The 25,358-nt window shown below is 64.7% G+C and carries 28 protein-coding genes; 11 read left to right on the plus strand and 17 right to left on the minus strand.

From position 1 onward, the window contains the following. Window positions 1-493: 493 nt before the first annotated feature. Window positions 494-1,255, plus strand: coding sequence for a sulfite exporter TauE/SafE family protein (locus ABE493_RS02755; RefSeq protein WP_346497051.1), 762 nt, complete (start codon window positions 494-496; stop codon window positions 1,253-1,255). Between the two features lie 478 nt (window positions 1,256-1,733). Here the strand turns inward: ABE493_RS02755 and ABE493_RS02760 are convergent, their stop codons facing one another. From ABE493_RS02760 to ABE493_RS02815, 12 genes are all read right to left on the minus strand, one after another. After that, entirely contained in the window at window positions 1,734-2,456 is a 723-nt protein-coding gene (locus tag ABE493_RS02760) for a haloacid dehalogenase-like hydrolase (protein WP_346497053.1), read from the minus strand. Then, window positions 2,453-3,247 carry an indole-3-glycerol phosphate synthase TrpC gene (trpC, locus tag ABE493_RS02765; protein ID WP_346497055.1) on the minus strand — a complete coding sequence of 265 codons (795 nt, stop codon included), beginning with the start codon at window positions 3,245-3,247 and terminating at the stop codon, window positions 2,453-2,455. The genes ABE493_RS02760 and trpC overlap by 4 nt, the downstream gene beginning before the upstream one ends. 63 nt (window positions 3,248-3,310) lie before the next feature. Further along, window positions 3,311-4,348 (minus strand): anthranilate phosphoribosyltransferase, encoded by a 1,038-nt coding sequence (gene trpD, locus ABE493_RS02770; RefSeq protein WP_346497057.1) that lies wholly within the window; start codon window positions 4,346-4,348, stop codon window positions 3,311-3,313. A 14-nt stretch (window positions 4,349-4,362) separates the two neighbouring features. Continuing rightward, window positions 4,363-4,875 (minus strand): DUF1543 domain-containing protein, encoded by a 513-nt coding sequence (locus ABE493_RS02775; protein WP_346497059.1) that lies wholly within the window; start codon window positions 4,873-4,875, stop codon window positions 4,363-4,365. Beyond that, a complete protein-coding gene (locus ABE493_RS02780; RefSeq protein WP_346497061.1) occupies window positions 4,872-5,522 on the minus strand; it encodes a LysE family translocator in 651 nt (216 codons plus the stop codon). Before ABE493_RS02780 ends, ABE493_RS02775 begins: the two co-directional genes overlap by 4 nt. After that, window positions 5,516-6,100, minus strand: a complete 585-nt coding sequence (locus tag ABE493_RS02785) for an anthranilate synthase component II (protein ID WP_346497063.1) — start codon at window positions 6,098-6,100, stop codon at window positions 5,516-5,518. Before ABE493_RS02785 ends, ABE493_RS02780 begins: the two co-directional genes overlap by 7 nt. Before the next feature lie 10 nt (window positions 6,101-6,110). Continuing rightward, window positions 6,111-6,878, minus strand: coding sequence for an SIMPL domain-containing protein (locus ABE493_RS02790; protein ID WP_430980703.1), 768 nt, complete (start codon window positions 6,876-6,878; stop codon window positions 6,111-6,113). 70 nt (window positions 6,879-6,948) lie between these two features. Next, window positions 6,949-8,439, minus strand: coding sequence for an anthranilate synthase component I (trpE, locus tag ABE493_RS02795; protein ID WP_346497067.1), 1,491 nt, complete (start codon window positions 8,437-8,439; stop codon window positions 6,949-6,951). A 183-nt stretch (window positions 8,440-8,622) separates the two neighbouring features. Continuing rightward, window positions 8,623-9,552, minus strand: coding sequence for a lipid kinase YegS (gene yegS, locus ABE493_RS02800; RefSeq protein WP_346497069.1), 930 nt, complete (start codon window positions 9,550-9,552; stop codon window positions 8,623-8,625). 256 nt (window positions 9,553-9,808) lie between these two features. After that, a complete protein-coding gene (locus ABE493_RS02805; RefSeq protein ID WP_346497071.1) occupies window positions 9,809-10,300 on the minus strand; it encodes a GNAT family N-acetyltransferase in 492 nt (163 codons plus the stop codon). Between the two features lie 3 nt (window positions 10,301-10,303). Next, complete coding sequence (rpe, locus tag ABE493_RS02810) at window positions 10,304-10,978, minus strand: ribulose-phosphate 3-epimerase (RefSeq protein WP_346497073.1); 675 nt, start codon at window positions 10,976-10,978, stop codon at window positions 10,304-10,306. A gap of 11 nt (window positions 10,979-10,989) precedes the next feature. Next, window positions 10,990-11,319, minus strand: a complete 330-nt coding sequence (locus ABE493_RS02815) for a J domain-containing protein (protein WP_346497075.1) — start codon at window positions 11,317-11,319, stop codon at window positions 10,990-10,992. A 165-nt stretch (window positions 11,320-11,484) separates the two neighbouring features. On the opposite strand from ABE493_RS02815, the gene ABE493_RS02820 reads away from it, so the two are divergent. From ABE493_RS02820 to ABE493_RS02855, 8 genes are all read left to right on the plus strand, one after another. After that, entirely contained in the window at window positions 11,485-12,411 is a 927-nt protein-coding gene (locus tag ABE493_RS02820; protein WP_057626444.1) for a phosphoribosylaminoimidazolesuccinocarboxamide synthase, read from the plus strand. 92 nt (window positions 12,412-12,503) lie between these two features. After that, the gene (locus tag ABE493_RS02825; protein WP_346497078.1) at window positions 12,504-12,977 is read left to right on the plus strand and encodes a DUF962 domain-containing protein; all 474 of its coding nucleotides are present in this window, start codon (window positions 12,504-12,506) and stop codon (window positions 12,975-12,977) included. A gap of 535 nt (window positions 12,978-13,512) precedes the next feature. Beyond that, the gene (locus tag ABE493_RS02830) at window positions 13,513-16,341 is read left to right on the plus strand and encodes a monovalent cation/H+ antiporter subunit A (RefSeq protein WP_346497080.1); all 2,829 of its coding nucleotides are present in this window, start codon (window positions 13,513-13,515) and stop codon (window positions 16,339-16,341) included. After that, a complete protein-coding gene (locus ABE493_RS02835; RefSeq protein ID WP_346497082.1) occupies window positions 16,341-16,721 on the plus strand; it encodes a Na+/H+ antiporter subunit C in 381 nt (126 codons plus the stop codon). The genes ABE493_RS02830 and ABE493_RS02835 overlap by 1 nt, the downstream gene beginning before the upstream one ends. Continuing rightward, window positions 16,718-18,268 carry a monovalent cation/H+ antiporter subunit D gene (locus tag ABE493_RS02840; RefSeq protein ID WP_346497084.1) on the plus strand — a complete coding sequence of 517 codons (1,551 nt, stop codon included), beginning with the start codon at window positions 16,718-16,720 and terminating at the stop codon, window positions 18,266-18,268. Before ABE493_RS02835 ends, ABE493_RS02840 begins: the two co-directional genes overlap by 4 nt. Further along, window positions 18,265-18,771: a Na+/H+ antiporter subunit E gene (locus ABE493_RS02845; RefSeq protein ID WP_346497086.1), complete on the plus strand. Its 507-nt coding sequence runs from the start codon at window positions 18,265-18,267 to the stop codon at window positions 18,769-18,771. Before ABE493_RS02840 ends, ABE493_RS02845 begins: the two co-directional genes overlap by 4 nt. A gap of 38 nt (window positions 18,772-18,809) precedes the next feature. After that, window positions 18,810-19,052 carry a K+/H+ antiporter subunit F gene (locus tag ABE493_RS02850; protein WP_312371080.1) on the plus strand — a complete coding sequence of 81 codons (243 nt, stop codon included), beginning with the start codon at window positions 18,810-18,812 and terminating at the stop codon, window positions 19,050-19,052. Then, the gene (locus ABE493_RS02855; RefSeq protein WP_346497088.1) at window positions 19,049-19,381 is read left to right on the plus strand and encodes a Na+/H+ antiporter subunit G; all 333 of its coding nucleotides are present in this window, start codon (window positions 19,049-19,051) and stop codon (window positions 19,379-19,381) included. Before ABE493_RS02850 ends, ABE493_RS02855 begins: the two co-directional genes overlap by 4 nt. 118 nt (window positions 19,382-19,499) lie before the next feature. Here the strand turns inward: ABE493_RS02855 and ABE493_RS02860 are convergent, their stop codons facing one another. Both ABE493_RS02860 and ABE493_RS02865 read right to left on the minus strand, forming a co-directional pair. Then, window positions 19,500-20,453, minus strand: a complete 954-nt coding sequence (locus tag ABE493_RS02860) for a calcium/sodium antiporter (protein WP_346497090.1) — start codon at window positions 20,451-20,453, stop codon at window positions 19,500-19,502. 76 nt (window positions 20,454-20,529) lie between these two features. Beyond that, window positions 20,530-21,096, minus strand: coding sequence for a lectin (locus tag ABE493_RS02865; RefSeq protein WP_430980704.1), 567 nt, complete (start codon window positions 21,094-21,096; stop codon window positions 20,530-20,532). A gap of 156 nt (window positions 21,097-21,252) precedes the next feature. Between ABE493_RS02865 and ABE493_RS02870 the strand changes: the two genes are divergently transcribed. Then, on the plus strand, window positions 21,253-21,795 hold the full coding sequence (locus tag ABE493_RS02870) for a hypothetical protein (protein WP_346497094.1): 543 nt from the start codon (window positions 21,253-21,255) through the stop codon (window positions 21,793-21,795). Between the two features lies 1 nt (window position 21,796). On the opposite strand, the gene hmgA is transcribed toward ABE493_RS02870, so the two are convergent. The 3 genes from hmgA to hppD all read right to left on the minus strand — a co-directional run bounded on the left by hmgA (window position 21,797) and on the right by hppD (window position 24,730). Then, the gene (hmgA, locus tag ABE493_RS02875; RefSeq protein ID WP_346497096.1) at window positions 21,797-23,095 is read right to left on the minus strand and encodes a homogentisate 1,2-dioxygenase; all 1,299 of its coding nucleotides are present in this window, start codon (window positions 23,093-23,095) and stop codon (window positions 21,797-21,799) included. Window positions 23,096-23,120: 25 nt separating this feature from the next. Beyond that, window positions 23,121-23,519 carry an endonuclease domain-containing protein gene (locus ABE493_RS02880; RefSeq protein WP_346497098.1) on the minus strand — a complete coding sequence of 133 codons (399 nt, stop codon included), beginning with the start codon at window positions 23,517-23,519 and terminating at the stop codon, window positions 23,121-23,123. A 101-nt stretch (window positions 23,520-23,620) separates the two neighbouring features. Continuing rightward, a complete protein-coding gene (hppD, locus tag ABE493_RS02885) occupies window positions 23,621-24,730 on the minus strand; it encodes a 4-hydroxyphenylpyruvate dioxygenase (protein ID WP_346497100.1) in 1,110 nt (369 codons plus the stop codon). A 128-nt stretch (window positions 24,731-24,858) separates the two neighbouring features. Between hppD and ABE493_RS02890 the strand changes: the two genes are divergently transcribed. Next, the gene (locus tag ABE493_RS02890; protein ID WP_057626456.1) at window positions 24,859-25,353 is read left to right on the plus strand and encodes a MarR family winged helix-turn-helix transcriptional regulator; all 495 of its coding nucleotides are present in this window, start codon (window positions 24,859-24,861) and stop codon (window positions 25,351-25,353) included. Window positions 25,354-25,358: the final 5 nt, after the last annotated feature.

Consider the following 25,358-nt stretch of genomic DNA (forward strand, 5'->3'; position numbering starts at 1 on the left):
TTTGACGCATTGGTGGGCACAGCCGCCCACCGATGGCGCTTTCGCAAACTTCCCAGTGGCAGTGCGTTTACCGGGACTACAAGGGAGCGCCCTGTTCACCTGACTCGAAAAAGCGTGTTGCCGCGGCGCGCCGGCTACGGCACCGGGGCTCTGTACCCGTCATTTGGCGAACACCACGTGAGTGATTCCACCGACATCCGTTCACAGCATCCCCCTGTTGCGCAAAACAAGACACGGCCATTTGCTGCAGAAAATGACGCCTTCAAACTGTGAACTCTGTCGTCGGCCAAAATCTCAACACGTCCTGCGAATTGATCGATTTTCAGGATCTGTGTGGGTCCGCCGCTTCAGCCCCTTAAAAGCACGATGATTGAGGATATAGCGGCAACTTAGCTGCTGTTTGGCGCTGATTCGCGTAAGGAATCAACTCAATTCATTACTTGCCGATGTAGCTTTCCTTGACCTGCCCTGCCCCGGACCGCAGGCTTGGGGAATGGAATTTGGCAGCGAATTTTACTGGTTCATCCTGATCGGCCTGGGCGCGCAGCTGGTGGACGGCGCTTTGGGCATGGCGTTCGGGCTGATTTCGTCCTCGGTCCTGCTGAGCATGGGGCTGCCGCCAGCGGCGGTCAGCGCCAGCATCCATACCGCCGAGGTGTTCACCACGGGCGCGTCCGGGGTCTCGCACCTGGTCGCCGGCAACGTCGACAAGCGCCTGTTCTTAAGGCTGGCGATACCTGGCGCCGTTGGCGGTGCGATCGGTGCCTATGTACTGACCCAGCTACCCGGTGACGTGGTGCGCCCCTTCATCTACCTCTACCTGCTGGTGCTGGCGATCTTCATCCTGGCGCGCGCGGCGGGCAAGTTCATGGCCACGCAGGAAGTGAAGCGGGTGCCGGTACTGGGCTTCTTCGCCGGCCTGCTGGACGCCACCGGCGGCGGTGGCTGGGGGCCGGTGGCCACTTCCACCCTGCTGGCCCGTGGCGGCCAGGCACGCACCACCATCGGCTCGGTCAACGCCGCCGAGTTCGTCGTGACCTTGTCGATCTCGGCCACCTTCCTGTTGTCGATGGGCCTGCAGCACCTGTCCATCGTCGCCGGCCTGCTGGTCGGCGGGATGATGGCCGCGCCGGTGGCGGCCCTGCTGGTGAAGCGGGTCAAGGAGCGCTGGGTGCTGATCGCCGTCGGCGTGCTGGTGCTGTCGATCAGCCTGTTCCAGATCGGCATGGCGGTGGTGAAGCTGCGCGGGGCTTGAGGCGCTTGAGGCGATCTTGCTCTTAATAGCCCCTCTCCCGTTCACGGGGTGAGGCGTAGCTTGCGAACCACAGGTTCGCTGCCCGTCGAACGACCTTGCGCCAGCGCAAGGGCCGGGGCGCATAGCGGGGGTTGGGGGTGAGGGCAGCTTTTGCCTTGAAGCCTTAAAAGCTCCCCTCATCCGCCCTGCGGGCACCTTCTCCCGCATGCGGGAGAAGGGAGATTCCCACATGCCTGCAATCTGATAGCCCCTCTCCCGTTTAGGGGAGAGGGGTTGGGGTGAGGGCGCTTTTAAGCTCCAAAAGCTCCCCTCATCCGCCCTTCAGGCACCTTCTCCCGTAAACGGGAGAAGGGATGTCGGCTCCGGTGGGCTCTGCAGGTGCGTCAAGAGCGCCCTCATCCGCCCTACGGGCACCTTCTCCCGCAAGCGGGAGAAGGGATGTCGGCTCCGACTGGATCGTTGCCTGCTCCGCTTTGGATTACTTGGGCAGCGGCTCGCCGCCGCGCCCCGGGCAACCCCAGTTGAGGATCGGGGTGCCGGCCGGCAATACCTTGCCGAAGTAGGCCACGCGCGAATGCTTGGGGTTCACCACCACCGGCGCCTTGGCGGCTTGCAGCAACGGCAGGTCGGCGGTGCTGTCGGAATAGGCGATGGCGATGTCACCGTAGCCGCGTTCGCGCAGCATGCGCATCTTCTCTTCGTTGTGGCAGTGGCGGGTGGCGCCCATCGCGCCCAGACGCGGGCCTACTTCACTGCCGATCACCGGCACGCCCTGCTCGGCCACGAACGCCAGGATCGCGCGGGCCAGTTCCGGCGGCGCGCCAGTGGCCACGATCACCCGGTCCCCGGCACGCCGGTGCGCGGCAAATACCTGCAGGGCATGCGGCAGCAGATGCTGGCGGATCTGCGGCTCGTGCCTGAGCACGTACTGGTCGATCACCTTGTTGAACTCACGCGCCTGATGCAAGCCGAAGGTGGCGATCCAGACATAACCGGAAATACCGAAACGGCGCGTCGGCAGCAGCGCGACCAGCGGCCCCAGCAACGGCGTGGCGAGGATGGCCGCCAGCAACCGCAGCGGATTGCGCTTGATCAGCCAGGCGAACAGGTGGCTGCCGGAATCACCGTCATACAACGTGTGATCGAAGTCGAAGACGACCAGCTGCGCGTCGTCGCGGGGGGGCGGATAGGGCTCAGTCATGCGGGGAAGAATAGCTGACGCAGGCCCTCACCCGGCTCTTCAACGCGCATGAAGGTCTCACCCACCAGGAAGGCGTTGACGCCCGCATCGCGCATGATCTTGACGTCGGCCGGGCCCATGATGCCGCTCTCGGTAACCAGCAGGCGGTCACGCGGTACCGCGTCCTTCATCGACAAGGTGTTGTCCAGCGACACCTCGAAGGTGCGCAGGTTGCGGTTGTTGATGCCGACCAGCGGCACCGGCACCTGGATGGCGCGTTCCAGTTCGTCGATGTCGTGCACTTCCACCAGCACGTCCATGTCCAGTTGCATGGCCAGGTCGGACAGCTCGGCCAGCTGCCGGTCGTCCAACGCCGAGACGATCAGCAGGATGCAATCGGCGCCGAGTACGCGCGCCTCGACCACCTGGTACGGATCGATGACGAAATCCTTGCGCAGCACCGGCAATGTGCACGCCTCGCGCGCCTGCCGCAGGTACAGGTCGGCGCCCTGGAAGAAATCCACATCGGTCAGCACCGACAGGCAGCTGGCACCGCCCAGCTCGTAGCTCACCGCGATATCAGCCGGATGGAAGTCCGGGCGGATCACACCCTTGGACGGGCTGGCCTTCTTGACCTCGGCGATCACCGCCGGGTCGCCGTTGGCGATGGCCGCATTCAGCGCATTGGCGAAGCCGCGCACCGGTGAGGCGTCGGCCACGCGCGCCCGCAACTCGGCCAGCGGCACGCGGCTGCGGCGCTCGGCTACCTCCTGCACTTTGCGGGCGAGGATGGTGTTGAGGATGTCGCTCATGGATCTGCTTCCTGGAAGACGGGCGCTGCTGACGCGGTTGATCGGGTGACTACTGGGCAATTATCAGGGATTGCCGGCCAGACTGCGGCTGGTGGCAACGTACTGCTGCATGCGCGCGCGGGCGCTGCCATCGGCAATCACCGCGCGGGCACGGGCCAAGCCGTCGGCGATGCTGTCGGCGACGCCGGCCACATACAGCGCGGCGCCGGCGTTGAGCGCGACGATATCGTTGGCCGGGCCCGGCTGGTTGTCCAGCACCGCGCGCAGCATGGCGATGGATTCCTCAGGATTCTCAACCTTCAGGTTGCGGCTGGCCGACATGGCGATGCCGAAATCCTCCGGATGAATCTCGTATTCGCGCACCTTGCCATCGCGCAGCTCACCGACCAGGGTGCCCGCGCCCAGCGAAATCTCGTCCATGTTGTCGCGGCCCCACACCACCAGCGCACGCTCGGCGCCCAGCTCGCGCAGCACACGCGCCTGGATACCGACCAGATCCGGGTGGAACACGCCCATCAGGATGTTAGTGGCGCCCACCGGATTGGTCAGCGGACCGAGGATGTTGAAGATGGTGCGCACGCCCATTTCGCGGCGTACCGGCGCGACAACTTTCATCGCCGGGTGGTGCATGGGCGCGAACATGAAGCCGATGCCGGTCTGCTCGATGGCCTGCGCCACCTGTTCCGGCTGCAGCTCGATAACCGCACCCAGCGCTTCCACCGCGTCGGCACTGCCAGACTTGGACGACACACTGCGGTTGCCATGCTTGGCCACTTTGGCGCCAGCCGCAGCCACCACGAACATCGAGCAGGTGGAGATGTTGAAAGTATGCGAGCCATCACCACCGGTGCCGACGATATCGACCAGATGGGTCTTGTCGGCCACCTGCACCGGCAGCGCGAATTCGCGCATCACCGTCGCCGCGCCGGCAATCTCGCCCACGGTTTCCTTCTTGACCCGCAGGCCGGTGAGGATGGCCGAGGTCATGGTCGGCGAGATTTCGCCGCGCATGATCTGCCGCATCAGATCGACCATCTCGTCGAAGAAGATCTCGCGGTGCTCGATGGTGCGTTGCAGGGCTTCCTGCGCAGTGATGGTCATGACAACTCCAGAAATCAGGAAATAACGATGTAATCGCTTTGGCTGTGGATGCCAGCGTGCGCGCCGCCGCGCAGCTGCACGTGCAGGCCACCGATCGGCCCGACCGGCAGGCAGCTGTCCACTTCCAGCAGCGCATCGCGGTGCGGCATGATCCACTGCGCTTGCGCCTGTGCCAGCGCCTTGCGCTTGGCCTCGGCGACATCGGCAGCGACCACCAGCAGGTAGCTGTGGGCCTCGCCGAATTCGCCTTCGACGTAGCCGCCGAGATTGACGAAATACAGCGCCGGTGCACCGGCAGCGGGCGCGTCCTGTGACAGGCGCACCTGCCAGTCCTCGACGCCATCCACCGTCATCCACGAATCCAGATGCAGGCCGGCAGCCTCGCCGAACCATTGCTGGCGCAGCTGCGGATAGGTCTGTTCGATCGTGGGGCCGATGGCGAACACCACGTCATGCACTTCGGTGTTGGCACGCGCATGGCGGCCGCCGAGCATCACCACGAATAGACGGAAATCTTCCAGGCTCATGCCGTCGGCCTCGCACTCAGTGCCAGGCGCAGGCCAAAGCCAATGAAAAGCACGCCGGCCAACTTGTCCAGCCATTGCAGGCCACGCGCGGCCCAGCGGCTGCTGCGCACACGGTCGGCAGCCAGCACGTAAGCGGCATTGATCGGCAGCGCATTCACCATGAAGATCAAACCCAGCAGCGCGAACGCCAACGGCTTGTTCTGCACGGAAGGTGCGATGAACTGCGGCAAGAACGCAAGAAAGAACAGCACCACTTTCGGGTTCAGCACATTGGTCAGGAAGCCACCGGCAAACACCTGCCAGAACGAGCCGGCGCTGCCACTACTGGCCGCGATATCGGCCTGCAAGGTGGAGTCGCCGGTGTTGCGCAGCAGGCGCACGCCTACCCACAACAGATAGGCCGCGCCGATCCACTTGATCATCGTGAACAGCATGGCCGATGTCGCCAGCAACATGCCCAGGCCAAACGAGGCCAGCGCCACATGCACCAGGCAACCTGCGTTGATGCCGGCAATGGCGGCAAACCCCGCGCGGCGGCCGCCGCGCAGCGAGCGGCTGATGATGTACAGCACATCCGGGCCCGGCGTCAGGTTCAACAACCAGCCGGCCAGCATGAACAGCAGCAGCTGGCTGGGTTCGATCAACATGTGCGGTCCAGGAAGTTCTTCATCAGCGCGTGACCATGCTGGGTGAGGATGGACTCGGGATGGAACTGCACGCCCTCGACCGGATACTCGCGGTGGCGCAGGCCCATGATCTCTTCCATGGAACCGTCCGGGTTTTCGGTCCAGGCGGTGATTTCCAGTACCGACGGCAGCGTGTTCTTGTCCACCACCAGCGAGTGGTAACGGGTGGCCTCGTAGCGGTCCGGCAGGCCGGCAAACACGCCCTTGCCTTCATGGCGGATCGGCGAAGTCTTGCCGTGCATGATGTTGCTGGCGCGGATCACATCACCGCCATAAACCTGGCCGATTCCCTGGTGGCCCAGGCACACGCCGAACACCGGAATCGTCGGGCCCAGCTGGCGGATAACCTCCAGTGACACACCGGCTTCGTTCGGCGTTTTCGGGCCGGGCGATACCACGATGTGCGAAGGCTGCAGCGCGGCGATTTCAGCAACGCTCATCGCGTCATTGCGCACCACCTTCACTTCGGCACCCAGCATCTGCAGGTATTGCACGAGGTTGAAGGTGAAGCTGTCGTAGTTGTCGATCATCAACAGCATGGTCAGGAACTCATTGGGCGATCAGGAAGATCGCGTAGACGTTTTCGGAAAGAGTGATGCTGCCGGCTTCCAGCGATTCGGCGAGGCCATCAGCTGCGCGTGCATTTGCCTGGATGTCGGTGGGGGGCGCAGGTGGACCCGGAAGGCCGCCGGACCCGTGCGACCCCGGCCATGTCCCCGCTTGAACGCCGTAAGCGAAATTCGGAGCGACCTCGGAAATCGTGTACAGCCCACCCAGGCGCACGCCATAGGAATCAGCCAGTTTCTGGGCCGTATCACGGGTTTGTTGCGCGGCTTGGCGCTTCAACTCGGCGCGCACTGCGGCCTCATCCTTGTAGCTGGTGGTGATACCCGACACCTGCAGTTCTTCGCTGGTTTTCAAATTGCCGAGCAGGCGACGCACCTCGTCCAACGAAGTGAACTGAGCGGACAAGGAGCGCTCGACCTTGGTGCCGGAAAAAACTCGCGCGTTGTTCTCGTACTTGTACTCGGGAGCGATACTAAGCGCGGACGCCTGCACACTGTCGCGCAAGGCGTGCTGCGCCTTGAATGCGGCCAGTATCTGCACCGCATTGGCTTGCGCGCGATCGCGCGCAGCGGCGGGATCCTTGTCAATCGAGCGCAGAGTCACATTGATGCCGAATTGATCCGGCACAACTTCCCGCTGCGCCTGACCTTTCACCAGCAGATGTGGCTGCGACGGAAGGCTGTTGGCCTGCCCCCATGCCTGCGGAGCGACAGCCAGCAACAACGATGACCACAGCAACATGTTCGACAGCTTCATGCGGCACTCCTTGTCAGGGTGAAAAGAACAACGGTGAGATCACTACGGTGCAGTCGGGGGCCAGTTACAGCCCCTTCGCCGCCTGCGCCACCGCACGGAACAGCGCGCGGCCCTTGTTCATGGTTTCCTGCCATTCGGCATCCGGATCAGAGTCGTAAACCACGCCGCCGCCGGCCTGCACGTACAGGTAACCGTCCTGGATCACCGCCGTGCGGATGGCGATGGCGGTATCGGCATCGCCGTTCCAACCGATGTAACCGACCGCGCCGGAATAGACGTTGCGCTTGACCGGCTCCAGCTCGCGGATGATTTCCAGCGCACGGATTTTCGGTGCACCGCTGACGGTGCCGGCCGGGAAGGTCGCGCGCATCACGTCGCTATAGCTCAGCCCAGCCTTCAAGGTGCCGGTGACTTCGCTGACGATATGCATGACATGGCTGTAACGCTCGATCACGAACTGCTCGCCAACCTTGACCGAGCCCGGTTCAGCGACACGGCCGACATCGTTGCGGCCAAGATCAATGAGCATCACGTGCTCGGCGCGCTCCTTGGGATCGGCCAGCAATTCGACTTCCAGCGCCTTGTCCAGCTCCGGCGTAGCACCGCGCGGGCGGGTACCGGCGATGGGGCGCACGGTGACGATGCCATCGCGCAGCCGCGCCAGGATTTCCGGCGAGGAGCCGACCACCTGGGTGCCGCCGACATCGATGAAATACATGTACGGCGACGGGTTCAACGCACGCAGCGCGCGGTACACATCGATAGGCCGCGCACGGAACGGCACGCGCAAGCGCTGGCTCGGGACTACTTGGAAGATGTCGCCGGCACGCACGTATTCCTGCGCCTTGCGCACCACCGCGTGGTATTCCTCGCGGGTGAACGAGGATTGGAAATCCTGCTCGTCGATGGCATCGGATACCTGCGACTGCGGGTAACCGGCACCGCCCTGGCGCAGGCGATGGGCCAGCTCATCGAGGCGACGGTTGGCGCGTGCCCAGGCCTGCGGCTGCGCCGGATCGGCGTGCACGATCAGGTAAAGACGGCCCTTGAGGTTGTCGAATACTGCCAGCTCTTCGGACAGCATCAGCAGGATGTCGGGCGTGCCCAGTTCGTCAGGCTTGTCGCCCGCGCCCAGGTGCGGCTCGATGTACTGGATGCACTCGAAACCGAACCAGCCGACCAGGCCACCGGTAAAGCCCGGCAGGCCGTCCAGCTGCGGCACCGAGTACTGCTTGCGCAGCACTTCCACCTCGGCCAGCGGATCGGCCACTTCGCGGCGCTCGACCACTTCGCCCAGCTCGCTGACTTCCAACGTATGCCCGCGGAAGCTGTAGATGCGACGTGCCGGCATGCCGATGATGGAATAACGCCCGAAGCGTTCGCCGCCTTCGACCGATTCAAACAGGTAGGTATACGGGCCGTCGGCGAGCTTCAGATAGACCGAAAGCGGCGTGTCCAGGTCGGACAGCACTTCGCGGACGACGGGTACGAAATTATGCGGGTGTGCGGCGTGGCCTTCAGCGGCCAGCTGCTGGAACTGCTCTTGCGTGATCAAGACGGCTTTCCTTCCGGGAATCGACGGTGGCGGTACGGACGACGGCAACGGGCCACCATCGCCACCAGCGGCGAGCGGAAGAAAGGGAACGCTTGGTCGTCAAATTGAACACCCTGCAACTCTACCGCAAGAAGGCGCCCGTGTGCATCTGCAACATGGGCAGATGCTTGCAGCAGCAACGATTCAAGCGCCCAGCAAGGGGGTGTGCGCCGGCAGATGCAGGCGCACCCGGCCCACCACGCACTGTATGTGGAAGCGCCGTGCCTGCAGCGGCTCGCCGTCCAGATTCAGCGTCAGCGGCTGCTCCGCCTCGATCCATACCTCGCGCAGCCGCGCGCGTTCAGCCACCTCCTCCAGTGCGGCGTGCTTGCCTTCGCTGAACAAGGTACCCAGGGTCGACATGACTTCACCGGACAGTTCCGGCACCACGGTGAGGTCCAGTAGGCCGTCATCAAGCAGGGCGTCCGGACACAGCTGCTGGCCGCCGCCGGCCTGCCGACCATTGCCGACACCCAACGCGATGAAATCGCCCTGCCAGTCGAAGCCTTCGCCATGGATATGCGCCTGGATCGGCTCGATCCGGCCCAGCTTGGCCACGCCGGTGATGACATAGGCCAGGCCGCCAAGCATTTTCTTCAAGCCATCGTTGGTTTCGACGGTGACTTCGGTACCGAAACCGCCGCTGGCCAGGTTGGCGCACCAGTGCACCTTGCCGTCGCCGTCAACGCGCAGCAGATCGATCAGCCGCGCCGGCGCCTGGCTTGGCAGTTGCAAGGCTGCCAGCGGCTCGATCGGAATACCGGCTGCGGTGGCGAAGTCGTTGGCGGTGCCCAGCGGCAACAAGGCCAGCGCCGGCAGCTGCGCTGCATCCTGGCCGGTATGCGCGAGGGCCTCGGCCACTTCGCTCAAGGTGCCATCACCGCCACCGGCGATCACCACCGGTGCAAGCGCGGCGATGGCTTCGCGCACGTAGCGTTCGGCATCACCCGTTTCCCAGGTCACCCGCACCTGCAAGCCCTGCCCTTGTGCACGCAGCTGCGCGACCGCTTCACGCACGGCATCGTCACCGGCGGATTTACCATTGAGGATCAGGTACCAAGGCGCTGCTTGCATGCGGTTCTCCATTGAAGGCGCTCAGCCTAGCAAGCGGCTCACTGCAGGCAGATGAATGTCACACCCTTGTCATGAGGCATCCGGAGAATGAAAGGCCATAGCAAGGAAGACGGATGGAGGCAGGATCAGCCTCCCACAGCATTCCCCGGCCGCAACGGTAACGTTGCGGCTTTTTTTTGCTTCACCTGTAGAGCCGAGCCAAGCTCGGCTGGAGCATTGCCGGCAGAGCCTCTGCCGAGCATGGCTCGGCACTACCTCATTCGCCTTTGGCGAATTTCTCCAATGCATCGCCTTGCAGGCGATACACCGTCCATTCGTCCTGCGCTACTGCACCGGCCGCTTTGTAGAAATCAATGGCCGGTGTATTCCAATCCAACACCGACCACTCAAACCGCCCACAGCCCTGCTCCACCGCCAGCTTGGCGATGTGCTGCAGCAAGGCCTTGCCAGCACCGCTGCCACGCGCCTCGGGGCTGACGTACAGATCTTCCAGGTAGATGCCGTTGCGGCCCAGCCAGGTCGAATAATTGTAGAAAAACACCGCATAACCGATGGCCTGGCCATCGCGTTCGCAGATCAGCGCCTGCGCCTTGGCATCGGCGCCGAACAGGCTGGCACGGATGCCGGCCTCATCGGTCTGCACGGAAGATTCAGCCTTCTCATAGATGGCCAGTTCGCGGATGAAGTGCAGGATCAGGCCTGCGTCATCGGCAACTGCCGGACGAATCTGCACTTCAGCCGCGCGCATTACTCAGCCCCGTGCCGCAGCGACATTGCCGCGCATCCTGGCAATCATCGCGGCGTAGTCGGGTGCGTTGAAGATGGCCGAACCGGCGACGAAAGCATCCGCACCTGCGGCAGCGATCTCACCGATGTTGTCGGCCTTTACACCGCCGTCCACTTCCAGCATCACCGGCTTGCCGAGCTTGTCGATCATCGCCCGCACTGCACGCAGCTTGTCCAGCGTGGACGGGATGAATGCCTGGCCGCCGAAGCCCGGGTTGACCGACATCAGCAGCACCAGGTCCAGGTCTTCCAGCACCCAGTCCAGCACCTCGACCGGGGTGGCCGGGTTCAGCACCAGGCCGGCCTTGCAGCCGTGCGACTTGATCAGCTGGATGGTGCGGTGGACGTGGCGGCTGGCTTCCGGGTGGAAGCTGATGATGCTGGCACCGGCCTCGGCGAAGTCCGGCACGATGCGGTCCACCGGCTCTACCATCAGGTGCACGTCGATCGGCGCAGTCACGCCGTGCTTGCGCAGCGCCTGGCAGACCATCGGGCCGATGGTCAGGTTGGGCACGTAATGGTTGTCCATCACGTCGAAATGGACCCAGTCGGCACCGGCCGCCAGGACGTTGTCGACCTCTTCGCCAAGCTTGGCGAAATTGGCCGAAAGAATGGACGGGGCAATGATGCAGTTGGACATGACGGAGCCTTTCAGCGCTTGCGCAGGGATTTGATGCGGTCGTAGGCGGCGTTGATCTGCCGGGCCTTCTTCTCGGCCTGGGCGCGCAGTTCAGGCGCGGCGCCGGCCACTTTGTCGGGGTGGTACTGGGACATCAGGCGGCGGTACGCCAGGTCGATTTCCGCATCGGTGGCCTCACGGGTGACCCCCAGTTCACGGTAGGGCAGGTCCTTGCCCAGCTTGAACCAGTCGCTGTCGAAGGCGTGCCCGAGCAGCAGACCAATAATCCCGCCAAACAAGGGGTTGGGCCTGAAAAGCAGGGCCCCGGCGATGAAGCCGAACAGTTTTCCGTACCAGCGCATGAGTGAGTGAATGGCCTGAGGACAATCAAGACGTGCATTTTATGCCACAGCGGCCCGATCCGGCCGTACACTAGGCCGCCCGCCGACCAGCCGCGGGCCCTGCGGGTCCTCCAGACTCGGGTCCTCCAAGCCGGCGGCATTCATTGCCAAGTCCCAGGAGTGCCCGTGCCGACCACGCTGTTGCAATCCGATCTTCCCGGCCTGCCCTTGCGCCATCGCGGCAAGGTGCGTGATGTGTTTGATATCCCGCGCGAACGTCTGCCAGCCGGTACTCCCCCGGGCGAATACCTGTTGATGGTTGCCACCGATCGCCTGTCGGCGTTCGACGTGGTGCTGCCCGACCCGATCCCGGGCAAGGGCGAAATGCTGTGCCAGGTGTCCAACTTCTGGTTCGCCAAGACCGCGCACCTGATGCCCAACCACCTGACCGGCATCGACGTGGCCAGCGTGCTGCCCGAAGGCGTGGACCCGGCGCTGTATGCCAAGCGTGCGGTGGTGACCAAGAAGCTCAAGCCGGTACCGGTGGAAGCCATTGCCCGCGGCTATGTGATCGGCAGCGGCTGGAAGGACTACCAGCGTACCGGCAAGATCAGCGGCATCGCCCTGCCCGACGGCCTGCAGCAGGCTGAAAAGCTGCCCGAAGCCATCTTCACCCCGTCCACCAAGGCGGCGGTAGGCGACCACGACGAGAACATCGATTTCGATGCGATGGTCAAGGCGGTGGGCGCGGACATGGCCGAAAAGGTGCGCGATGCAACGCTGCGCATCTACAAGTTCGCCGCCGAATACGCGGCCGAGCGCGGCATCCTGCTGGCCGACACCAAGTTCGAGTTCGGTACCGACGCCGACGGCCGTCTGTACATCATGGACGAGATGCTGACCCCGGATTCCTCGCGTTACTGGCCGGCCGACGAGTACCAGGTGGGCATCAGCCCGCCCAGCTATGACAAGCAGTTCGTGCGCGACTACCTGGAAACCCTGGACTGGGACAAGACCGCCCCGGGCCCGGCGCTGCCGGCCGAGGTGATCGAGCGTACCCGCGCCAAGTACGCCGAGGCGCTGGACAAGCTGGCAGGCATCAGCGTCGACTGATCGCGCTGTCCATCACGGATGCGCACGGCCACCGTGCGCATCCGTAGGGAAGCCGCGCTATGCTCTGCCGCTCAACCCGGGAGGGACGTGGAATGAGTATTGCGCGACCGGTGGATCGTTACTTCGCCAGCTACTCCGGCGATCACGTCAACCACACCAACCAGGCCATCCACGTGTTCGCGGTGCCCGCGATCCTGTGGTCGGTGATTGCCCTGCTGTGGTGCATCCCGCCATTGGTGCCGTGGTTCCAGCATGGCATCTGGGCCGCATTCGCCATGTTCGGTACCTGGGCCTATTACAACCGCCTGTCGCGCCCGCTGGGCATCGGCATGCTGATCATCTTCTTCGTATTCGGCTGCACCTGCCGGCTGCTGGAAGACCGGCTCGGCATCCAGATGCTGCTGTACATCGCCATCGGCGTATTCGTGGTGGCATGGATAGCGCAGTTCATCGGCCACAAGATCGAAGGCCGCCGCCCCAGCTTCCTCACCGACCTGACCTATCTGCTGATCGGCCCGATCTGGGTGCTGGCCAAACTGTTCCGGCAGTTTGGATGGCGCTACTGAGCGGGGAAGATATTCCTGGCGGGCCTTGCACAGGAATGTCGTTCTCCTGGGAGCGGCCCTGTAGTGCCGAGCCATGCTCGGCAAGAGGCGTCACTGGTAAAGCTTCAGCCGAGCATGGCTCGGCGCTACCTCGGTGGTTCCGGCATTGCGTGCTTCGCGGCTCACGCCGCTCCTACAATCAGAGCGGCCTGGCACAGGAATGTCGTTCTACTGGGCGCGGCCCTGTAGTGCCGAGCCATGCTCGGCAAGGGGCGTCACCGGTAAAGCTTCAGCCGAGCATGGCTCGGCTCTACCTCGGTGGTTCCGGCATTGCCTGCTTCGCGGCTTACGCCGCTCCTACAAGCTGTCAACCCGCTCCGGCGGATCGGAGTGAGCCTCGGCAGTTCGCCACAATGCGGCACTTTTGCGTTTCCCGGCCGCAGCCGCTGGCAGTACTGGCTTGGGCGATCTAACCCGAACGGATCATTCATAAAAAGTCGCGGATCGAAAAAATCGCCTGTTAGACTGCAAAACCCCTTTATGAACCGCGCCCTACATGACGCCAGTCCTGTTGCTGCTGCTTGCGCTGCCCTTTCTGTTGGCAGCGGCCATCGCCCTGATAGGCCGCCTGTCCCGCGGAGCAGCCGCATGCATGGCCGCAGCCGCACCGGTGCTGGGCCTGGCCCTGCTCGGCAGCGTGACGCCGGCGGTGATCGATGGCGAGGTGATCCGCAACAGCTGGCAATGGCTGCCGCAGATCGGGCTGGACTTCAGCCTGCGCCTGGATGGGCTGGCATGGATGTTCACCGGCCTGGTGCTGGGCATCGGTGCGCTGGTAGTGCTGTACGCGCATTACTACCTGTCGGCCAAGGACAGCGCGCGCCGCTTCTACAGCTACCTGCTGCTGTTCATGGGCGCGATGCTGGGCATGGTGCTGGCTGGCAATCTGTTGCTGCTGGTGGTGTTCTGGGAATTGACCAGCATCAGTTCATTCCTGCTGATCGGCTTCTGGTCGCACCGCAAGGACGCCCGCGAAGGCGCACGCATGGCCTTGATCGTCACCGGCGCAGGCGGCCTGGCATTGCTGGCCGGCGTGCTGCTGATCGGGCGCATCGTCGGCAGTTTCGATCTGGACGTGGTGCTGGCCTCCGGTGACCTGATCCGCGCCAGCACCTTGTACCCGTGGGCACTGCTGCTGGTATTGGCCGGCATTTTCACCAAGAGCGCGCAGTTCCCGTTCCACTTCTGGCTGCCGCAGGCGATGGCCGCGCCCACCCCGGTCTCGGCCTATCTGCATTCGGCCACCATGGTGAAAGCCGGCGTGTTCCTGCTGGCGCGGCTGCACCCGGCCCTGGCCGGCACCGAGCTGTTCTTCTACGTGGTCAGCGGCATTGGCGCGATCACCCTGCTGGTCGGCGCCTGGAATGCGATCTTCCAGCACGATCTCAAAGGCCTGCTGGCCTATTCGACCATCTCGCACCTGGGCCTGATCACCCTGCTGTTTGGTCTGTCCACGCCGATGGCGGTGGTGGCGGGCGTGTTCCACATCCTCAATCACGCCACCTTCAAGGCCTCGCTGTTCATGGCCGCAGGCATCATCGACCATGAAACCGGCACCCGCGACATGCGCAAGCTCGGCGGCCTGCGCAAGCTGATGCCGATCACCAGCGCGCTGGCCATCGTCGCCTCGCTGGCCATGGCCGGCATCCCGCTGCTCAACGGTTTCCTGTCCAAGGAAATGCTGTTCGCCGAAGCGTTGGCGACGCAGGGCCCGGACTGGATGCGCTCGGCAATCAGCGCCGCCGCCCTGCTGGCCGGCGTGCTCGGCGTGGCCTACAGCCTGCGCTTCGTCCACGACACTTTCTTCGGCAAGGGCCCGGTCGACATCGACGTGGTGCCGCATGAGCCGCCGCGCTGGATGAAGGTGCCGGTGGAAGTGCTGGTGGTGATCTGCCTGGCGGTGGGCATCGCGCCGGCGCTGACCATTGCGCCGGTTCTGCAGACCGCGGCCGCTTCCATCCTGGGTGCCTCGATGCCGGCGTACAGCCTGTCGGTATGGCATGGCTTCAACCTGCCGTTGGCGATGAGCGCGGTGGGCGTGGTTGGCGGCGTGGCGTTGTATTTCGGCCTGCGTCGTTTCACCGATCTGTACGCCGCGCGCAACCGCCCCACCGGCAAGCACCTGTTCCACCGCGCCCTCGATCTGCTGTTCGGCTTCGCCCACAGCCTCACCACTGCGTTGGCCAATGGCAGCCTGCAGCGCATGTTGTTTGCCCTGGTGCTGGTTGCGGTGATCGTCGCCGCCGCGCCGTACATCGCCAACCCGGCCATGCCGGTGTGGCCGGCGCCGCAATCCTTGCCGCTGCTGGGCTGGACGCTGTGGCTGGTGATGCTGGCGTGCGCATTTGCCGGGCTGTTCCTGTACCAGCAGCGCCTGCTGGCGGTGATCGTGATGGGCGGCACCGGGCTGATGGTGGCGCTGACCTTCGTGTTCCTGTCGGCCCCGGATCTGGCCCTGACCCAGTTGATGGTGGAGATGGTGACGCTGGCGCTGATGCTGCTGGGCATGAACTACCTGCCAACGCAGTCACCGCCGGAACACTCACGCTGGCGCAAGCGCCGCGATGCGCTGCTCGCGATCATTGCCGGCACCGGCATCGCTGCGCTGGCCTATTCGCTGATGACGCTGCCGCCCAACACCATGTCCGGTGAGATGCTGCTGCGCTCCCTGCCCGAGGCTTACGGCCATAACGTGGTCAACGTGATCCTGGTCGACTTCCGCGGCTTCGATACCTTCGGCGAGATCACCGTGTTCGGCATCGCCGCACTGGTGGTGCACGCCATGCTGCGGCGCACGCGGATGGCGCCGGAACAGATCATGCCCGGCCCGCCGATCAAGCTGCCGGTACCGGCCGATCTGGCCCAGATCATGTTCCCGCTGACCCTGACGGTGTCGATCTTCCTGTTCCTGCGTGGCCACAACGCGCCGGGTGGCGGCTTCATCGCCGGCCTGGTGCTGGCGGTGCCGCTGCTGATCCAGTACGTGATCCAGGGCACGGTGTCGGTGGAGTCGCGCTTCGGCTTCGACTACATCCGCTGCATCGGCCTGGGCCTGCTGATCGCCCTGCTCAGTGGCGCGGCCTCGATGCTGTTCGGCGTGCCGTTCCTGACCAGCGGCCACCTGGACCTGGAGCTGCCCTTGATAGGTACCGTGCCGCTGGCCAGCGCCATTGGTTTTGATACCGGCGTCTACCTGGTGGTGTTCGGCGGAGTGATGCTGATCCTGTCGATGATGGGCACCATCAAGCCCTCGCGCACCCGCAATGCCCGCAATGGCGAAATCGATATCCACCGCCGTTCGGCACGCACCGGGGAGATGCACTGATGGAACTGGCACTGGCAAGCGCCATCGGCGTACTGGCCGGCATCGGCATCTACCTGCTGCTGCGTGCGCGCAGTTTCGACGTGATCCTGGGCATGACCTTCCTGTCCTACGCCACCAACCTGCTGATCTTCAGCGCCGGCCGGCCGGTGATCGGCAAGGCGCCGGTGCTCAAGGATGGCGTGGCCACCAGCCTGGCCCATTACACCGATCCCCTGCCGCAGGCGCTGGTGCTGACCGCCATCGTGATCGCCTTTGCGATGACCGCGGTGAGCATCGTGCTGGCCATGCGCAGCCGCAGCGACAACAACAGCGATCACGTGGACGCGCACGAGCCCGAGTTGCCGGCTGACGATGCGACCAAGCCGGGAGCCGGCGCATGAACCACCTGGTGATCCTGCCGATCCTGATCCCGCTGCTTGGCGCTGCACTGTCGTTGTTCATCGAACACCGCCGCTACGGCCCCAAAGTGCAGCGCAGCGTGGCCTGGGCCAGCATGGCGGCGCTGGCGGTGGCGGTGGCATTGCTGGTCGCGCAGACCAGCCAGGGCCAGATCTCGGCCTACCTGCTGGGTGACTGGCCGGCGCGGCTGGGCATCGCCCTGGTGGCCGACGGCCTGGCCGGCTGGATGCTGGCCACCACGCTGCTGCTGGCCATCCCCTGCCTGCTGTATGCCTGTACCGGTTGGGACCGGCGCGCACCGCACTTCCATGCGCTGTTCCAGTTCCAGCTGGTCGGCCTCAACGGCGCCTTTCTGACCGGCGACATCTTCAATCTGTTTGTGTTCTTCGAGGTGATGCTGATCGCCTCCTACGGCCTGCTGCTGTCCGGTGGGCGCGGCCTGCGCATGCGCATCGGCCTGCATTACGTGGTGTTCAACGTCACCGCCTCGACCCTGTTCCTGATCGCGCTGGGCATGCTCTACGCCACCCTGGGCTCCTTGAACATGGCCGAGATCGGCCAGCGTGTGGCCGAGCTGCCGCCCTCGCACCTGAAGCTGGCCAAGGCCGCCTTGGGCTTGCTGCTGCTGGTGTTCTGCTCCAAGGCGGCGCTGCTGCCGATGTACCTGTGGCTGCCCGAGTCCTATGCACGCGCGCCGGCCGCAGTGGCAGCGCTGTTCGTGATCATGACCAAGGTAGGCCTGTATTCGGTGCTGCGGGTGACCTCGCTGTGGTTCGACGCCGACGCCGGCGCGATGAGCGGCTATGGCAGCGACTGGCTGTTGTGGGCCGGCATCGCCACCCTGGTGGTTGGCGCACTGGGTGCGCTGGCAGCCACCCGCATGAGCGTGCTGGTGGCCTACCTGGTGGTGGTATCGGCGGCGACGCTGTTCATCGCCTTTGCCCTGGGCAATGCCGGCACCATCTCCGCCGGCCTGTATTACCTGCCGCACAGCACCTTTGCCGCCGCGGCGCTGTTCCTGATCGCCGACCTGATGCGCCGCCGGCGCGTGCAGGCTGACCGCCGCCGCGAGCATGAGCTCGCCGCCGTACTGCCGAGCAGAACCGTGCCGGGCCTGCTGTTCCTGGTCAGCGCGGTGGCGGTGGCCGGGCTGCCGCCACTGGCCGGTTTCCTGGCCAAGGTAGCATTGCTGTCAGCGGTACCCGATGCGCATACCGGCGTGGTCTGGACGGTGGTGCTGGGCAGCAGCCTGCTGGTGATCATGGGCCTGGCCCGTACCGGCATCCGCCTGTTCTGGCGCGTGCCCGGCGATGATGACGCCGCCATCCCGGACCCCGAACCCGTGGATGCACCAGCGCGCCCCTTTGAAACCACCGCCACCTGCCTGCTGCTGGGCTATGTGGTGCTGATGAGCGTGTTCGCCGCGCCGCTGATGCGGCAGACCGATGCCATCGCCGCGCAGCTGCTGGCACCGGATCAATACCTGCACGATGTACGCGGCACTGCGCCGCAGGTGAGGCAGCCATGAGCGAACGTCGCCCCTTGCTGCGCCGGGTGTTCCCCTCGCCAGCCCTGTCGATCACCGTGGTCGCGTTCTGGATGGTGATGTCCTCCAGCTTCGACCTCGGCCAGCTGGTGCTGGGCCTGTTGCTGGGTATCGTGATCCCGTTGTTCGCCGCGCGCCTGGACCGCGAGTTCGCCCGCCTCGGCACGCTGCGGCCGGTACCCAAGCTGATCGCGGTGGTGCTGTGGGACATCCTGGTGTGCAACCTGCGCGTGGCCGCCCAGGTGCTGGGCCGCGAAGACAAGCTCAAGCCCGGCTTCATCTGGGTGCCGCTGGATATCGCCAACATCCACGGTATCGCCGCGCTGACCAGTTTCATCACCCTGACCCCGGGCACGGTGTCGGCGGCGCTGTCCGAGGACCGGCGCCATCTGCTGGTGCACGTACTGCACCTTGAAGATGCCAATGCCCTGATCAACGAGATCAAGAGCCGCTACGAAGCGCCGCTGATGGAGATCTTCCCGTGAACGGTTACCAGATATTCGAAACCACGCTGGTGGTATGCATGCACGTGGTCGGCATCGCCATGCTGCTGGCGCTGTGGCGGCTGCTGCGCGGCCCCACCGTGCCGGACCGCATCCTGGCGCTGGACACCTTGTCGGTCACCGCCATCGCCGAACTGATGTTGTTCGGCATGTATCTGGACTCGGCCATCTACTTCGAGGCCGCCTTGATCATCGCCATGCTGGGTTTCTGCAGCACGGTGGTGCTGAGCAAATTCGTGCTGCGCAGGGATATCGTCGAATGATCACGTTTCTGCAGATCGCATTGTCGGCGCTGCTGGCCTTTGGCTGCTTCTTCATCCTGGTCGGCGCGCTGGGCCTGGTGCGCTTCTCCGATTTCTTCAAGCGCCTGCACGCCCCCACCAAGGCCAGCACGCTGGGCGTGGGCTGCGTGCTGGTGTGCTCGGTGGCGTACCACATCTTCCTCGGCCAGGACCCGCAGCCGCGCGAGCTGCTGATCACCGTATTCCTGTTCATCACCGCCCCGATCAGCGCCCACCTGATGGCCAAGGCGGCGCTGTCGCTGATGATGGAAAGCCGGCCCGAGCCGCCTAAAGACGACACCTCGCGGTAAGAGCGGTTGTAGGAGCGGCGTCAGCCGCGAAGCCAACAGCGTTCAAAGCGCCGGAATAAATGCACTTACAAGCCCCGTTGCCGCCGCAGTTGCAGTGGCTTCGCGGCTTACGCCGCTCCTACACGGCGAACAACGCCAGCTCTAGGCCGACCCACGCCAGAAACGCGACAAACAACACCGCGCCTTCGCCACGGCTGACCTTCAGGTCGCCGCGCAGCATCGGGTACAGCATCAGCACGAACACGATCGCCGCCGGCAGTTCCAGCCGCACGAACGAGGCCGGCAGCGGCATTGGCCGCAGTGCCGCCATGCCACCAATCACCACCAGCACGTTGAACAGGCTGGAGCCGATCACGTGGCCGACAACCATGTCACCCTGCCCGCGGCGAGCGGCGGCGATGGCTGCGGCAACTTCCGGCAGGGCGGTGCCGATGGCCACCGGCAGCAGGCCGGCCAGCAGCGGCGACATGCCCCAGCCGGCGCCGATCACCGGTGCGGACTGCACCACGAAGCGGGCGCCGTAATACAACACCACCGCGGCGATGGCCAGGCGGATCAGGTTCAAGCCCAGGCCGGTACGGGTGGTGGCGTAGTTGATGATGCTTTCCTGCAACGCCACCGGCTCATGCCGTGCGCGTTTGAGCAGGAAGGCCAGCACGCCGACAAAACCCAGCAGCAGCACGCTGCCTTCGATGCGGTTGATGGCACCGTCCAGGCCAAACACGATCAAGGCCAGCGTGGCCACCGCCAGCAGCACCAGCAAGGGCGAGAGCAGGCGCGTGCGCACCATCAGCGGGAAGGCCAGCGCAGCCAGGCCCAGGGTCAGCCCGACATTGACGATGTTGCTACCAACCGCATTGCCCAGTGCCAGTTCCTGCGCGCCCACCGCGAAGGCGCGGACATTGACCACCAGCTCCGGCAGCGAGGTGCCGAAGGCCACCAGCAACAAACCGGCGACGAACGGCGAGGCACCGAAGCGCTGGGCCAGACCGGAGGCGGCCTTGACGATGGAGTCGCCGCCCAGGGCCAGCAGCACCAGCCCCAGTACAAACCATATGAAAGCTTCGAACATTGCAGCTGACTCCCGGCGTTGATGACGGCAGTGGCGGGGCAATGCCCGCGCTACCGCCCGTTGCCGCAGCAGGGTATCAGCCGCAGCCTTCCACGTAATCCACCTGCGGCGGCAGGCCTACCCGCCACACCGTGGCCTTGCCGTCGGCGCCCAGCTCGAACACCAGCGCCCCCTGGCTGCCGTCGGTTGCCGGCACCCGCAGGACCTTGCCGTCGGCAACGTACTTGTGCGGCTGCACCGGTTCGGCCTGCGGATACAAGGACTGCAACTGGCTCAGATCCATGCCGATCTTGCCGCCGCCCGGCGCGGCGGTATCGCCACCGCGTACGTCATAGCGCACGAACTTGCCCTCTTCGAGCATGAAGAACGGCCCGCCCTCGGTGTGCGCGGCCGGCGAGAGGTAATAACAACCGCCGTCGGCCGCCGCGTCGCCCTGCAGTTCGCTGCCCCACACCGCACGCAGCTGGTCGACGTCGATACCCAGCTGGGCGGCGCCATAGCCTTGCCAATCGGCATCGCTGCTTGCCACCGGCGCGGTGCTTGCCGGCGCTGGCGCGGGCGCCGGCGTGGCCGCGGGTTCGACGGCCAGCGGCTCGGCGGGCGGCGTGCGCTGGCAGGCCACAAGCAACACGGCGGCGAACAATGACATCGGCAGGCTTGTGCGATTCATGCGGTGGCTCCAGGCAGGTCCGGGGCCGAGTCTAGCGGCAAGCATGGCCGCCGCGCGCGAAGACCGTTGTCATCGCGGTTTCACCTGACGGCGACAGGCTGGGCGCCTACGTCGCCCATGCCACCGCCCATGCACCCGCACAAGACCGAACTTGGCCACACCGTGCTGCAGACGCACCGTGCCGCGCTGGACCTGCGCCAACGGCGAGCGCTGATCCTGTGCGATGGCAAGCGCAGCCTGGCCGAACTGAGCGGCATGCTTGGCAATGATGTCCCCGAGCTCATCGCGCAGCTGCGACGCGAGGGCTATCTACAGGCCGATGCCGCCCCTGCCCCGCCCGCTGCAGCGCCCGCAACGGCGACCGTGGCCGCTGCCCTCGCTTCCGCCCCGGCACAGGCCAGCGCGGAACGGCGGCGTTCGATGGTCGCCGCACGCATCTATGTGCTGGATATCCTGGCACTGCAGCGCAATCCCACCGCCGCCCAGCTGCACAAGCTGTTGCAGGCAGCGCGCGAGGAAGGCGATACGGTGAATGCACTGAAGCTGGCGCTCAGCCACCTGCCGGCGATGACGTCGGCTGGCTACACCCAGCGTGTGCGTGGACGCCTGCAGGAAGTGCTGCCCGAGGCGCATCTGACAGCGGTGCTGGAAGCAGCACCGCTGCCGGCCTGACTCAGCCCTTGGGCGGGCTGAAGTTGTTGCGCAGCCCGCTCCAGCAGGCCTGGTAGCCACGCTGGCGGTGCGCGGCGTCCATCGCCTGCTCGGTCGGGCGGATCACGCCACGGGTTTCGAACATGAAGGCCATGGTGTCCTTGATCACATCGGGCTTGGACAGGTCGGCCTGCGAGGCCTTGTCGAAGGTCGCCGCATCCGGGCCGTGGCCGGTCATGCAGTTGTGCATGGACGCGCCGCCCGGCACGAAGCCCTCGGCCTTGGCGTCGTAGGCGCCGTGGATCAGGCCCATGAACTCGCTGGCGATGTTGCGGTGGAACCACGGCGGACGGAAGGTGTTCTGCGCCACCAGCCAACGCGGCGGGAAGATCACGAAATCCAGGTTGCTGGTGCCCGGCGTATCGCTGGCCGAATGCAGCACCAGGAAGATCGAGGGATCCGGATGGTCGTAGCTGATCGAGCCAATGGTATTGAAATGGCGCAGGTCGTAGCGGTACGGCGCGTAGTTGCCGTGCCAGCCAACCACGTCCAGCGGCGAATGGCCGATGTCCGCACGCCACAGCCGGCCCTGGAACTTGGCGACCAGCTCGAACTTGCCGTCCAGATCTTCATAGGCGGCGACCGGGGTTTCGAAGTCGCGCGGATTGGCCAGGCCGTTGCTGCCGATCGGGCCGAGGTCGGGCAGCTTCAACAGCGCGCCGAAGTTCTCGCATACATAGCCACGCGCCTGGCCGTCCGGCAGCTCGACCGCGAAGCGCACACCGCGCGGGATCACCGCGATCTGCTGTGGCTCGATATCGATCACGCCCATCTCGGTGCGCAGGCGCAGCCGGCCCAGCTGCGGCACGATCAGCAGCTCGCCATCGGCGTTGTAGAAATAGCGCCCGCGCATGTCGGCGTTGGCGGCGTACAGGTGGATGCCGGCACCGGCATGGGCTTCGGCCGAACCGTTGCCACCCATCGTGTACAGGCCATCGATGAAATCGGTGGGCGTGGCCGGCAGCGGCAGCGGGTCCCAGCGCAGCTGGTTGGGCGAGGCCGCGGCGTGGCTGAAATCGCTGTGCAGGTGTGGCTGCTCGAACGGAGTGAATTCACCGTGCATCGCCGCCGGGCGGATGCGGTACAGCCAGCTGCGGCGGTTGCTGCCACGCGGCGCGGTGAACGCTGTGCCGGTCAACTGCTCGGCACACAGCCCGTGCGCCACCTGCTGCGGCGAATTGCGTCCAACCGGCAAGGTGCCGGGCACAGCCTCGGTGGCGAACTCATTGCCGAAGCCGGATTGATAAGCGTTGCTGACCATCGCGAACCTGCCTGTATTAGGGCACTTAAAGCCCCTCTCCCTCCGGGAGAGGGGTTGGGGTGAGGGTAAGGCTTTCAGCCATCATAAAAATGGCTTCCAGCACCGCATCCACCTGCAGCAGCACATCGTTGTCCCAGAAGCGCAATACGGTCAAACCTTGCTGCTCGAGAAAGCGAGTGCGTACGCGATCGACGTCTTCATTGTGCTGTGAGCCATCAAGCTCCACCACCAACCGTTTGGCCTCACAGTAAAAATCAACGATATACGGCGGAACCGGATGCTGTCTGCGAAACTTCAGCCCACACAGCTGGCCATTCCTCAATCTGTTCCAGAGCTTGCGCTCGGCGTCGGTCAGGTTACGGCGAAGCCTGCGGGCACGACCAAGGGTGACCGTCGGTAGTGGTGGCTTGCTGCTGTAGCTCATGAAACGGCCTCCTTGCGCCTTTCATGATCTTTAGCAGCTTCGCCCTCACCCCAACCCCTCTCCCGACGGGAGAGGGGCTATGTCCTATAGCGCGTTGCGCCTTACAGCACGCCACGGTCCATCTGGTCGCGCTCGATGCTCTCGAACAGGGCCTGGAAGTTGCCTTCGCCAAACCCTTCATTGCCCTTGCGCTGGATGATCTCGAAGAAGATTGGGCCGATGCAGTTCTTGGTGAAGATCTGCAGCAGCTTGCGCTGCTTGGTTTCCGGGTCGGCGTCGATCAGGATCTTGTTCCTGCGCAGACGTTCCACGTCTTCGCCGTTGTCCGGAATGCGCAGGTCGACCACGTCGAAGTAGGTGTCCGGCGTATCCAGGAAATCAATGCCCTGCGCACGCATCGCTTCAACCGTGTCGTAGATGTTGTCGGTGAAGCAGGCGATGTGCTGGATGCCCTCGCCCTTGTAGGCGTCCAGGTATTCATTGATCTGGCTCTTCGGGTCGGAGGACTCGTTGAGCGGGATGCGCACGACGCCGTCCGGTGCCGTCATCGCCTTGGACACCAGGCCGGTCTTGGTGCCCTTGATGTCGAAATAGCGGATCTCGCGGAAGTTGAACAGGCGCTCGTAGTAATCCGACCACTGCTGCATGTTGCCCAGGTACAGATTGTGGGTCAGGTGGTCGATGAAGGTCAGGCCGAAGCCGACCGGGTTCTGCTCGGCGCCTTCAATGGCCACGTAGTCGGCGTCGTAGATGCTGCCGGCCTGGCCGTAACGGTCCACCAGGTACAGCATGCAGTCGCCAATGCCCTTGATCACCGGGGCCGGCACCGCGCGGGTTTCAGCCAGCAGGTCCACTTCCTCGGCACCGTTGCTCAGGGCCAGCGAAAGCACCTCGGCGGCCGGCTTCTGGAAGCGGATGGCGAAGCCACAGGCGCTCGGGCCGTGCTTGGTGGCGAAGTCGGCGGCGAACGAGTTGGGCTCCTCGTTCACAAGAAAGTTGACGCCGCCTTGACGGTAGACGGTAATAGCACGCTGCCGGTGGCGGAGTACGGCCGTGAACCCCATGTTCTTGAAGTAGGCGTGCAGCTGGGCAGCCTGTCCAGCCGGTGCGGCGAACTCGACGAACTCAAAACCATCGATGCCCATCGGGTTTTCAAAGGTGGTGACCTGCATGCCCAGGTTGGGCGCGTTGGATGCGGTAGGGGTGTTCATGGTGGCCTCCGGAAGCATGGCGGTCGCCGGGGTGCCGGCGATGAAAACAGGAAGATCCGCCGCAAAAAAGCGGGTCTGGACCGAAGGTTATAGTTTCACATGAAACCACCATCAAGGTGCACTGCAGCATGAGCTCTTCCGATTACAGCAAGTCCACCAGCATCCGCGCCTCGCACGTGTTGCTGGATCTTGAGCAGTTCCTGCCTTACCGCATCAGCGTGCTGTCCAACCGGGTCAGCGGCAACATCGCCCGGCTGTACGGCGAGCGCTATGGCCTGGCTATCCCCGAATGGCGGGTCATCACCATCCTGGCGCTGTATCCGGGCTCCTCGGCCAGCGAAGTGTCCGAGCGCACGGCGATGGACAAGGTGGCGGTCAGCCGCGCGGTGGCGCGCCTGCTGGAGCGTGGCTTCATCAAACGCGAGACCCATGGCGATGACCGTCGCCGCTCGGTGCTGGCGCTTTCTGCGGCAGGCTTCGAGGTCTACGAGACCATCGCGCCGATGGTGATCGAGATGGAACGGCGGCTGATGTCAGCGCTCACCGAGGAAGAGGAACAGGTACTCGAACGCCTGATCACGCGCCTGGCCGATGCCGGTCTGCAGCGCATGAACGAGGGTTGATCGTC

It is taken from the genome of Stenotrophomonas terrae, assembly GCF_039674165.1.
GTDB lineage: Bacteria > Pseudomonadota > Gammaproteobacteria > Xanthomonadales > Xanthomonadaceae > Stenotrophomonas > Stenotrophomonas terrae_A.